The sequence below is a fragment of the Chitinophaga hostae genome (genome assembly GCF_018224885.1).
GTDB classification, from domain to species: domain Bacteria; phylum Bacteroidota; class Bacteroidia; order Chitinophagales; family Chitinophagaceae; genus Chitinophaga; species Chitinophaga hostae.
The window spans coordinates 20,508-33,429 of the sequence record NZ_JAGTXB010000005.1; the positions used below are offsets into that span (position 1 = coordinate 20,508).

The 12,922-nt window shown below is 46.8% G+C and carries 5 protein-coding genes; 2 read left to right on the forward strand and 3 right to left on the reverse strand.

The window, feature by feature from the left end; translation table 11 throughout:
• Positions 1 to 348: 348 nt before the first annotated feature.
• Both KE626_RS11980 and KE626_RS11985 read left to right on the forward strand, forming a co-directional pair.
• Positions 349 to 3,930 carry a CRTAC1 family protein gene (locus KE626_RS11980; protein ID WP_211973142.1) on the forward strand — a complete coding sequence of 1,194 codons (3,582 nt, stop codon included), beginning with the start codon at positions 349 to 351 and terminating at the stop codon, positions 3,928 to 3,930.
• Between the two features lie 53 nt (positions 3,931 to 3,983).
• Entirely contained in the window at positions 3,984 to 5,309 is a 1,326-nt protein-coding gene (locus KE626_RS11985) for a vanadium-dependent haloperoxidase (RefSeq protein ID WP_249207429.1), read from the forward strand.
• Between the two features lie 104 nt (positions 5,310 to 5,413).
• Here the strand turns inward: KE626_RS11985 and KE626_RS11990 are convergent, their stop codons facing one another.
• From KE626_RS11990 to KE626_RS12000, 3 genes are all read right to left on the reverse strand, one after another.
• Entirely contained in the window at positions 5,414 to 6,880 is a 1,467-nt protein-coding gene (locus KE626_RS11990) for a hypothetical protein (protein ID WP_211973143.1), read from the reverse strand.
• A gap of 512 nt (positions 6,881 to 7,392) precedes the next feature.
• Positions 7,393 to 10,152 carry a GH92 family glycosyl hydrolase gene (locus KE626_RS11995; RefSeq protein ID WP_211973144.1) on the reverse strand — a complete coding sequence of 920 codons (2,760 nt, stop codon included), beginning with the start codon at positions 10,150 to 10,152 and terminating at the stop codon, positions 7,393 to 7,395.
• A gap of 30 nt (positions 10,153 to 10,182) precedes the next feature.
• Positions 10,183 to 12,864, reverse strand: coding sequence for a glycoside hydrolase family 38 N-terminal domain-containing protein (locus KE626_RS12000; protein WP_211973145.1), 2,682 nt, complete (start codon positions 12,862 to 12,864; stop codon positions 10,183 to 10,185).
• Positions 12,865 to 12,922 lie beyond the last annotated feature (58 nt).

The following is a 12,922-nucleotide window of genomic DNA, read 5'->3' on the forward strand; positions in this document are numbered from 1 at the left end:
TCCGTATTTTTATCTACATTTGTATAGATGTCTGTATGTACGTATGTATATACATACTAAAAGTAGTAAAAAAATAATTACCACCAACTTTTTTTTAAGAAAGTAAACGCCGCTGGAATTTTGTTCAGGAAAACAGTGGATAATATATAGACAACCGAAATCAGGTGTTTCTTCCCTCACAGGAGAAACAGATAAACAGACAGGACTACAGGCGAAAGGATTTCACGTGACCCATATGCTCTCAGCAACGCCGGATAGTTTTTATCACCGGCGAAGCCCGGGATGCGAAAGAGGAACATCGTGAAAGCAATAGCCCATCCTTATTTAATATTCATAAACGATTCATGTATGCCATCACGCCGGTTCATCAGCGTTTTATTGCTTGGTTGGTTAATGGGAGTATCCTGCAACCAAAAGCATCCGCTATTTCATGCCGTATCTTCACAATATTCCGGGATCACCTTCAACAATAAAATAGTGGAAAGCGATTCACTCAATCCGATTGATGTAACCAACATCTATAACGGGGGCGGCGTAGGAGTAGGGGATTTCAACAACGACGGCTTGCAGGACCTCTATTTCACCGGCAATATGGTAGCCTGTAAATTGTACCTGAACAAAGGGGGCCTGCGGTTTAATGACATTACCGCGGCAGCCGGCGTAAGCGGAAACAACAAATGGTGCAGGGGCGTAGCGGTAGTAGATATCAATAACGACGGATGGATGGATATGTATGTATGCGCCTCCATGGATAAAGATCCGCAAAAAAGAAAGAACCTGCTGTATATCAACCAGGGACTGAATAAAAACGGCATCCCGGTGTTTAAAGAGGAAGCCGCCGCCTATGGACTGGATGACAGCACCCATTCCACCATGGCCACCTTTTTCGACTATGACAACGATGGCGACCTGGATGTTTATATTGTAGTCAATGAAATTCTGCCCGGCGTTAATCCTTCTGTTTTTAAACCTAAAATCACCGACGGCACCTTCCCGAGCACCGGCCGCCTTTATCGCAATGACATGGACAGCAGCTTGCGCCATCCTGTATTTACGGACGTAACAAAACAAGCCGGCGTTACGATTGAAGGATATGGACATGGTGCTACCATTGCAGATATTAATAAAGACGGCTGGAAAGACATTTTTGTCACCAACGATTTTATAGCCAACGACCTGTTATATATCAATAACCACGATGGTACCTTTACAGACAAGGCTGCCGCCTATTTCAAACATACCTCCGCCAACGGAATGGGACAGGATGTGATAGATATCAACAACGACGGGTTGTCGGATATTGTTGAACTGGACATGAACCCGGAAGATAATTACCGCAAGAAGATGATGCTGGGCGCAAACAGCTATCAGACATTTCAGTTGAACGACTTTTTTAAATACCAATATCAGTATGTCAGGAATTCCATCCAGGTAAATGAAGGTCCGCGGATCAATGCGAACGACTCTATCGGTGATCCGGTGTTTAGCGAAACCGGTTACTTCTCCGGCGTAGCAGAAACAGACTGGAGCTGGTGCCCGCTGGTGGCCGACTTCGACAACGACGGATGGCGTGACCTGGTGGTGACCAATGGCTTCCCCAAAGATGTAACAGACCGCGATTTTATCGCTTACCGCCAGGAAGCGGCGCCTGTTACCCCGCAATCCAATACCCTTGCGCAAATCCCGGAAGTGAAACTGCATAAGTATGCGTTTCATAATAATGGTAATGGCAGGTTTACGGATGTATCGGCCAACTGGGGCTTAAACAAAACCGCATTTTCGAATGGCGCCGTGTATGCCGATCTCGACAACGACGGGGACCTGGACATGGTGATCAATAACATAAACGACGAAGCCGCCGTTTATGAAAACACCATGATGGATGCAAAATCCCCAAACAAACATTATTTATCTGTACAACTCAGCGGCGACAAGCAGAATATAAACGGCCTGGGCGCATGGATAGGATTGTATTACGGAAACCAGCAACAGGCGTATGAGCAAACTCCCTACCGTGGCTACTTATCGAGTATCCAGTTAAACCCGCATTTCGGACTTGGAGATATTGCAACCATTGATTCACTGGTAGTGAAATGGCCGGATGGAAGTAAACAGGTAGTCACGAATGTAAAGTCTAATCAGACCATAAAAATTAATAAAGCAGATGCCCGCAGTCATTACGACTGGCTGGCACCTGCACTGGCGCAAAATAATCTCTTCAGAGAAATAACGGATTCGCTGGGCATTAGCTATAAACACTCCCAAACAGACTATATTGATTTTAACATTCAGAAACTACTGCCGCATAAGTTGTCGGAATACGGGCCTTCGCTGGCAGCGGGAGATCTGAACGGCGATGGGCTGGATGATATTATTATTGGTGGAAACTCCTACCTGGGCGCTACGGCCTTATTCCAGCAGCCCAATGGTTTATTCAAACAAAAATCGCTTGTGCAGCCGGTGGAAGGCATGAACACAGATTTCCAGGACATGGGTATTACCTTGTTTGATGCGGATGGAGATGGCGACCTGGATCTTTATATAGCGCATGGAGGTTATGAAAGTAAGTCAAATTCAACCGCCTACCAGGACCAGTTTTTTGTAAATGATGGCAAAGGCGACTTCAAGAAAGATTCGCTGGCCCTGCCTCAGAATTACGCCAGTAAATCCTGTGTGCGTGCAATAGACTACGACAAAGACGGTGACCTCGATCTGTTTGTGGCCGGCAGGGTAGACCCCTGGCATTATCCCAGCCCCGTATCGGGATATATTTACCGCAACGACTCAAAGAACGGACAGATTAAATTCACCGATGTTACCGGCGAGGTAGCCGGCGGATTAAAGGATATAGGCCTGGTATGTGACGCGCTTATTACTGATTTCGACAACGATGGATGGCCCGACCTGGTGCTGGCCGGAGAATGGATGCCGCTTACTTTCTTAAAAAATGAAAAGGGACATTTTAAAAGTGTAACGGAAAAAACAGGCATATCTGACCAGGTAGGTTGGTGGAATAGTTTAGCGGCAGGCGATTTTGACAATGATGGAGACATTGATTTTATAGCAGGAAACCTGGGCCATAATTCATTTTTCAAGGCATCGCAACAATACCCTGCCGGTATTTATGCAAAAGATTTCGACAACAACGGCAGTTACGATGCCATTCCTGCCATATGTTTGCCGGTAAGCCAGCAGGATACCAGCCGGAAAGAATTTCCCGTTCCCGGCCGTGATGACATGATAAAACAAATTATCGGGATGCGTTCAAAATTCCAGAACTATAAATCGTATGCCGCGGCTGCCATGGATCAGCTGTTCACGCCGGAACAACTGAAAGGTGCCCTGACGTTACACGCCAATAATTTCAACTCCTCTTTTTGCAGGAATGATGGCAATGGAAAATTCACGTTGATACCTTTGCCGCTGAAAGCCCAGCTATCGGCCCTGAATGGAATGGTGACAGATGACTTTGACGGAGATGGTAATCTTGATGTGGTTATCAATACCAACGACTATGGCACAGATGTATCTGTAGGCCGCTATGATGCCCTGAATGGGTTGATGTTGAAGGGCGACGGCAAAGGGAATTTTATCCCGCAATCCATTCTGCAAAGTGGTATTTTTATTCCTGGCAACGGAAAGGCCCTGGTGAAGCTGCGGAGTAAGAACGATCGTTACCTGTTGGCCGCAGGACAAAACCGCGGTCCTTTAAAGATATTCGCCCTGAAGAAAGATGGCAGGCATATTCCCCTGCAGCCGGGCGACATCCGGGCGGATATTGTATTCAAAGATGGCAGAAAGCAAAAACAGGAATGCTATGATGGTGTGTCCTTCCTTTCCCGGTCGGCCAGGTTCCTGCGTGTTGGCAATAATGTGGCATCGGTAGTAATTGCAGATAGCAACGGAAAAACCAGGAAACTCTCTTTCTGATGGACAAAGAAAAAATTCCCGTAGCAGTTTCCATCTCACTAAAATAAAAAAGGATGAAAGGAAAACTTATGAAGTGTTGTATGCTCGCCGGTGGTATCATTTTTTTTATTGCCTGCAGCACCAAGAAAACAATCAGTAACGTACCTGATGCAGAAATATTACATCAAAACCAGGACCTCCTCACAGAGGTAATAATTTATGATGTATTTACACCGCCGGTGGCCGCGAGGCTTTATGTATATACCTCGTTGGCCTCCTATGAGGCTGTTCGGTTCAGTGATCCGGGCGCACCCTCCATTGCTGCGAAGTTGCGCGGCTTTGCAAAAATGCCTGAGCCGGAACAAGGGAAAGCCTACGACTATACCCTGGCGGCATCCCAGGCTTTTTTTACAGTAACCCGCAACATCAAAGTTTTTTCGGTAGACTCACTGAAGAAACATGAAAATGCGGTATACCGCATGTTCAGCGATAAGCTGGACAAAGCTACCTACGATCGCTCCATTGCATTTGGCGATACCATTGCCAAAGTAATACTGGCAAGAGCCAAGAATGACGGCTATCTTATATCAAGGGGGAAACCTAAATACCTCGGTAGTAAAGAACCCGGAAAGTGGCGGCCTACACCGCCGGATTATCTGGACGGGGTAGAGTGGTGCTGGAATACCATGAAAACATTGGTACTGGATTCTGCTGCGCAGTTTATGCCGCCAAGGCCGCCACAGTTCAGCCTGGATACGAACAGCTTTTTTTATAAGAATGCCAACGAGGTTTATACCATCCATAAAAATTTAACAAAGGAACAGGAAACCATTGCCCGGTATTGGGATGATAATCCTTTTGTTATTGAACATTCCGGTCACCTGATGTTCGGCACCAAGAAGATAACGCCGGGTGGGCATTGGATGGGCATAGCAGCAATTGCCGCCCGGCAAACAAAGGCCAACCCGGTACAGGTGGCAAAAGGATATGTGATGACCGCCATCGCACTGTACGACGGATTTATAGCCTGTTGGGATGAAAAATACAGGAGCAGTGTGGTGCGCCCGGTAACCTATATCGATGAGCACATTGATAATAACTTTGTGCCCTTTTTACAAACGCCGCCTTTCCCCGAGTATACCAGCGGGCATAGCGTGATCACAGCATCGGCGGCTACCGTACTGGAATATATTTACGGCCACAACTTCGCATTCCAGGATACCAGTGATCTCCGGTATATCGGTATGCAGCGGCATTTTAATTCATTTGGCGCCGCCGCCGCGGAAGCTTCTATCAGCCGTGTATACGGCGGAATTCATTATCGTACGGGTGTTGAAGCGGGAGCCGCACAGGGTAAGAAGGTAGGAGAATTGATCATCGAAAAAATATTGAAACAGTAACGGGATCGGAAGAACGGACGATCGCAAAAAAGAGGGCACCTCAAAAGTAATATTGAGGCGCCCTCTTCCTTTTCAGGCAAAATCGGAAAGTACTACCTGCGCCATCACTTTTTCTGATCCGCATTATTACGCGCCTCAATCGCACTAAATGCATTTACATACCTGCTTAACTTATCTGTAGTTCCGCTGCCGTCCGGCACCTTCACCGGCTTCTGTATCGTATCCAGTAAAAAAGAAAAATCGGTTCCCAATAGCCGCTGCGCGGTTCCATGACAGCCCTGGCAGCCGGTGACAGTGAGCAGTCGATGGTTATATAAAGTATTTACCCCATTATCATGGGGATGATGGAGACCACTACCCTTAAAAAGACCCAGTGTACTATCGGATTCAATCACATAGTTGGCCAGAAATCTGCTGATCTCTGCGGTATCCCTTTCCGGATTCGCCTGCACTCCCACCAACTGGTAATATTGCAGTGGATTGTAGCCGTTTTTTCTGCGCAAAATTTCCGACACATACCTGGATGATGCCTGTGCAACAGCCGGAATCGGATTTTTCAGGCGCGGATAATTTGTACGGGAGCTGCCTGGTATTTCATTTCCGGTTACGGGATCACGTTCTACGTAAGTCATATTGCTTTTTTGCACATCCACATGTTCAAATGTGGCAAAAATAAAAGCGGGGTAATTTTTTGTTTTATGAATAATGTGCATCCCGATCAGCGCATATACTTTGTTGGTAAAATAGGTAACCCCGCCTTTTTTCACGTATACGATCACTGCGCGGGTAAGATACCTTCTTGTTTTCACCACCTCCTGGGTTTCCTGTTCGGTTAATTCCCGCCAGGCTGTTTTCACCTCTATCGCACCTGTTACTTCCTGACCGCTGCTATCGATATTTCCTCCGCAGGGCAAACAAATGATACCTTTCTGTGTAATATTACAAGGGCCTCCTGCTTTATAATAATTATCGGGATTACTGATCAGCTTACTGGTAGCAGTGGAAGCCGCCAGTAGGCTGTCTTTGGTATTGAAATGATCATAGATGTACTGGTATTCTTCCTTGTTCACTTTCGCCTGATAAAGTACCCGTAGTGTTTTATTGTGTGCAAATACATCACAGGAACCAATTTCGTTATTTTCATCCAGGTTGTTAAAGAGCTTGAAAGAGTCGGTCTTTAACAGGTTGGGAATGGGAACATCGCCAATACTGTAGTGAGGGGGATCATCAAAGTGCTGCATCTTATCATCATATGGTCTCAACTCTGTCCGGTGGGCATATGTTTCCCAAACGGTAAGACCGGGCTGCTGCTGATCATATGACCAACTCAGATTCGGATAGTCACGTTTGCCATTTAACCGGTAAGACGACTGCCAGTTCAGCGCCAGGAATTCATTCCACGCAAAGGCGGCCAGTTGTTCGGGAGTAGCATTGCTATCCAGATCTTTGGGGGCAAACGGACTGAATGTGATGTTAAATGGCGGATCTTGCGTAACAGGGGAATTTTTCCAACGGATAAAAATAATTGTTCCCGCTATTAGCATAATGATGACTAAGGATAGTTTTTTCATAAGAAGTAAGATTATTAAGTGGGTGTTATAATGAGGAAGCTACATGGTTATATGAGGATGTATCAATTATTAAGTATAATTATTCCTTTGTACTAACCAATCCATGGTTGTACTTAAAGCAATTTTCATAAACGTTTATCTCCCGCTTATCAGCAATAAGGGGGGAGAAACACAGCCACCACTAATAATACCTGGTATTAAAAAGATAATGCATGAAGTAAGGATTATTTGAGGGTTTTGGATAGTTCTCACAGTACGTAATACTAAAACTCTTCCTATCTGGCGTCTTTGCCGGGTTATGTTGATCTTTTGTTTATACAGCGGGTGTTTTCAAAATGCCATAACTAAACTATTGAAACTTCTTCAAAGTGAGAAAATTTTTTTTCTATGTATATAAAGGGAGTATTAAATGAATATCAGAAGAAGAGGGTGTCTCAGTTATGTTTGAGACACCCTCTTCTTGCGTTTTAGGGGAGGGTTATAAAATTCGTGTGCAGTTGTAGGTATGAATATTATTTAGTGCCCCACGTGAAGTTAGGTTTGGCGCCCAGCCATAATTCCAGTATGCCTCCTTGGCTGAAGTCGGCATGTGAAAAAGAAAACTGTTGATGATCGCTGCCATTCAGCGTGGCTTTTTGTATGTAACAATTTTCCCTGGAATTATTGTGTGTTTTAATCACGAATGTTTTTCCGGGGTAATAGTTGTTGTTGAGCTTGATGGTTACCTCATCAAATACCGGACTGGTAATATCATACACCGGGTCAATGCTACAGGTGCCATTCAGGCTGAACAAACCGATGGAGGTCAAAGCGCTTACACCTCCCATCTGGCCCTGATCTTCATCATGTCCGCCGTAACCTTTATCCGGTGTAACGGCGCCGTATGCCTGCTCGTTTACTCTCCGTACCCAATATTGGGTTAGATCCGGGCGCCCGGCATAGTTAAATACATGGGCATTCGAACAACCTGGCTGATTAGCATAGCTAACATACCCCGATCCATAACCAAAAACAAAATCCTGGTCCTTTGCCTGTTCAAAAGCGAAATTCAGTTTTTTGCAGAGCGTATCGTTACCGCCCATCATCTGAGCCAGCTGGCCAATGCCGTGAGAAACCGACCAGGTAGCCTGCCAGGCATTGGCCTCCACCCAACCATTTCCATCCAGCGGATTTCTATGCAACCAGGTGCCCGATCCGGTTTTAGGGAATATCAGTTTTTGATCCTGGTCAAAAAGTTTGGTCCAGCCTTGTGAGCGTTTGCTGAAATAATTGAAGTCATTCTTCTGGCCCAGTTTTTTTGCCATCTGCGCCAGCGCCCAGTCCTGGAAAGTAATTTCCAGCGTGATGCCCGCGTTGGATGGATAATAACCGTTTTTGATATAGTATTCCATTTCTTTCTTTCCACCCATCATCCCGCCAGGAGCATGATTTTGTTTCATGGCATTGTAAGCTTTCCATACATCGGTTTTTTTGAGTATGCCTTTCTCAAAGGCGCAGGTGATCAGGTTGGTGGCCGGACAACCCGTCATGATATACGTATATCCGCCGGCGTTAGGCCCCCTGGGGAGTAACCCGCCGTTGTCGGCATATTGAACAAGACAGGCCGCAAAGTCGTCGAGTACTTCCGGCCAGGCCAAGCCCCACAGTATATTTAAATTCCATTGGGTGAGCCAGAAAGCATCGGAGTTGTACATGTGAAATTTTACTTTACCATCTTTATCTTTCGGTAGGGTGCGGATTTTGAATTTTGTATTGATGGTGAAGTTACCACGTCTTTCTCCTTCCGTGTTGTCGGGATAGTCGCCTGATACATCATCCAGCTTATGCCGTCCCAATAACACATGCCAGAGATCTGTATAGAATTTTACCCGTTGGTTATTGCTGCCTCCTTTTACGGTAATACGGCCCATCATCTCATTCCATTCTTTTTGCGACGCTTCCCGGAGCTGATCAAAATTCCAGTGTTTACATTCCGATTCCAGGTTACGCCTGGCGTTGTCAACACTGGTATAGGACACCGCTACTTTCAGCTGAACAGTTTCTCCTGCTTTTACATGATATTGTGCAGCTACGCCGGTGGTAGCCGCGTCGTAGTAGCTCATGCTGCCGCCGTTTTTAGCTTTTTTATCAGGACTGCCGGCAACTGTTTTAACATTGGTCAGCTCCTGGTGCCCATCCCATCCATTCAGCGTTTCGAATGGTTTTTCAAAATCGATCGCAAAATAGATCCTGACATTTTCCGGGCCACCCCATAATCTGCCGGTGGTGTTAACGCTGCCTTCAATGCGGGTGTTGCTTACCTTTTCCACGCGTGCATCCGTCATCGTAACGGAAGAAACATAACCGCCAAGATTGACCAGGATATTGGATAGCGCATCTTCTGTGTAAGTAAAGCGATAGAAGCTGACCCTGTCGCCGGCAGTTTGTTCCACCCATAGTTTGTAATCGTCGAGGTAAAGCCGTTGATAGCCGGGTTGTACAATTTCACCATCATGCGAAAATGTTGATTTCCATCCCTGCTCTCCTTTATTGGGAGCAATAGCGCCGGTGGTAGGCATCAGTGTAATACCGGACAGCATCCAGCAATGTACCTGCGGAAATCCCAGCACTTCGGTGGAGTTATAGTTGTACCCGCCACCGTATTGATTTTTGTTACGGGTAAGCGGAGCTGCGCTAATCATACCAAATGGCTGGCTGCCGGTGACAAAGAAAAAGTTGCGGCCCCGGGCCGTTTCTATATAAGGGTCTGCAATAGCAACAGGGTCGGTCACCTGGGAAATAGCCGGAAATACTTCTACTTCCGATAAACCAATATGAGGGCCGTCGCCGTCGGTTGTTTCGAAACGTACCCAGCTAACGGTTTGATCTGGAAAGGAAATTACTTTAGGCGCTCCGCCGTTTGGTATTTCAAAAACAGGTATCCGGGTACCATTGCTGAAGATGAGCATGCCCCCTGCATTATGCGCAGCTTTTGTAACCCGGTCATAAAGAACAATTTTGTTGATGGTTTGTGGCTTTTCCCAGTCCAGCTGTATCCAGGGATAGTCAATTTGTCCCCAGAAGGTAACGCTGCTTTTGGATACCCATTCTCCTATACCATCTGTTCTGATGATTCCATCCACCACATTCCCTGCCCTGCACGTTTCATTCAGCGCTGATGAAGCCGTGACGGTAGCTTTACCAGCTATACTGCCTGGTCCGGCGAACAGGGCGTTGCTGTAAAATATTATCGGTAAAAAGATACTGATTGCCAGTAATGGTGCACTACGCATATTATACAGTTTTGTCAAAGTGTGATCTTATTAATCCTGGTAAACAAGTTGAAAAGATGCCGGTGAATATTTGCCCAGTTGAAAGTCAAATGATCCGTTTTTTACAGCAATGGCCGCCCCGGTTTTATTCCCGCGCAAATCAATTGGCACCACTGATTTGATCTTTTTCTGATCGTTGAATGTCACTTTACGGATGCCGGAAATACCGGCCTGTTCCCATAATCGTAAAATGGTGCCGTTGCCGTCAGGATTTTCTCCGAATGCAGTAATTAGCACGCCGGTTCCGGAAACAGCAACGCCGCTTTGCCTGGCCGGTAATTTTCCGGCTGCGCCTTCTGCGGTACCGGTTAATAATGGCAGGCGGGTTTCCCATGAATGTTGTACGAGGTTGGCTACTGTTGACGTGCCTTTGTCAACCGGCCAGATGCGAACGCTTTCACTCCAGGAGCCGTCCTGCCACAGGCGGAAATTTGTGTTCCACATGTTGTTATAAAGATTGACAAATACGGCAGGCGTTGTAGGAACGTAATCCATATCCCATTTCCATAAGCCGGGTTCACCGGGGCTGATCAGCGGCGCATCGGCAGATGCCAGTGCCATCCCGGATTTGTCGGGCTGTGTAATCGCTACACCGGAATTAACGGCCATCAGGTACCTGTTGCAACCCGGTATAATATCTGTTGCGGGATTGATGGCGCCTCCCGGGCGGCCAATGGTAAAGGTGGGTTGCTGTACGTTGAACGGAAAGCAGAGCCATCCTCCTTCAGGTTGTTTATCCGGTGTTTTACCGGTAACGGTCCACGCTACATCTACATAAGCGGCATTTCGTGGGAACGTAAACGTTAGGGTATAATTCTCCGCATGGCCGGCTGTTTCCACAGCTGTCAGCGTAACAATATCTGAAACGTTGGTGCGTGCCACATCGATTTTCCAGGCGTTAGGTGTAAATGCCAGGTAGGGCGCTTTCTCCGCATCCAGCATCCCGGGTTTGCCAAGATCGTTTAATCCCCAGCCATCTTTTATGCGGCTGTAGGCATTGAACCATTTGTCGACTTCCTGTGTGCTGAAACGTTCGTGTAAAAACTGGCCCATTACATAGGCAGAGGATTTGTCTACCAGTTGGCGGCCGGTTGATTTCTCCACCAGTGATGAAATGCCGCCTTTGGTCAGGTCGAAAGTTACGTCGAAATAAGGCGTGCTGAATGATGGTTGTTCACTGTGGGTAATGTTTTGCTCCTTCAGTTCCTCTACGGAATACGAAACATAGCCGGATGCGGGAATATCCTGTATGTAGTAGTAATTGTTCTTCTTCCAGGGATCCTCAATCATACCGGATCTTTTCCATGGGAGGGGATTGTATACCAGCACGCGTTTACCTTTTTTATTGATGGAGGCGGCGAGCAGATCCAGGCGTTGAGGTAGTTCTTTGCTTACAATATCGTTGGTATTACGGATATACTGACGTTTTTCATCGTAGGAATGAAGCCATTTTCTTTTGCTGCCGGTGGAGGTGTGGTGTGCGTCGCTGTTTTTCAGGTTAGCATAATTCCCGTTTTCGGGAATGGGTTCCGCGGCGGCTTCCTGCATCCATTTCTTCCAGTCGTCGCCATAGCTGTAACGGGGGCCGTATTCGGCGTTCATGCCCCAGGTATGTTCACCATAGAGGAGACTTTGTTCATAAGCTTTGGCCAGTTTCTCCGCAACAGATGCGGTGGGTATTCCCCAGCCATTCAGCTGGGTGTTCAGGGCATCGAGCGCTGATTCGAGGGGGCGAACGTTCCTGGCTGTTTTAGTTTCCTCCGGATTGGATTGTAAGCCATGGATCCAGGTATCAGGACAATCGCCTTTTACGGTGGGCAAATCCGGATGTTCGGCAAGCACCGCTTTGGTGAATTCGTCCAGCGTACCGAAATGTATTTTAACACCAGGCATCTCTTTCGCTGCGAAGGCCAGGAGTTTATCAATTTCCTGTGAAGAAGGAGGACCATGGTTATCGCCTGTCATTTGCATGGCCAGGTAATTTTTGCATGGCCAGTTTTCCGTAGGCCTGATATCAGAACCATAGAGTGGGGTGTAATTGCATAATATTTTTGAACCGTCCGGTCCTTCCCACCAGAAAAGCTCCGGGAACCGCGGATATTGACTGGCAGGGTTACAGCCCAGCTGCAGGAATTTTATGCCTGCATGATGTAATAAGGTAGGCATTACCCAGGAGTGGCTGGGAACATCGGTCATCTTTGCGCTGATGGTCATCGGAAGTCCGTATTTGCGGGTAATAGCCGAGGTGTAACCGAGGCCCCGGACCAGGTCTTCGTAATCCAGGGATTCTGTATGCGTGGTGAAGGGGAGTCCGTGTACCACCAGTGCGCCCGTTTTTATGGCCTTTTCAATTCTTACCCTTCGTTCCGGCGTTTGTTGAGGCCCCAGTATCTGTGCCTGCAGCGGCCAGCCGGAAACAGTCCAGGCAAAGCGTTTTTCGGGCGGGAGGGTAGCGCTTTTTTCAATAACGGCTAATGCGTTGTCCATCATTTCTTCCCGGTACCGTTTGAATACGTTTTCCGGCAAGTCGGTAAAACCCAGATCAAAGTGCGTTTTAAAAACGACCCATATATCTGTGACTTTGGGGTTGATCCGTGTTTTTTTCTGCTGTTGGGCGATGGCTGTTGATACCGACATCGTCAGCAGCAGCAATAAGATTTTTGTGCTTTTCACCATAGTAATTTTAATTGCCGATGATATATTTAGTTATGTTGAGATGGATATTGATCAA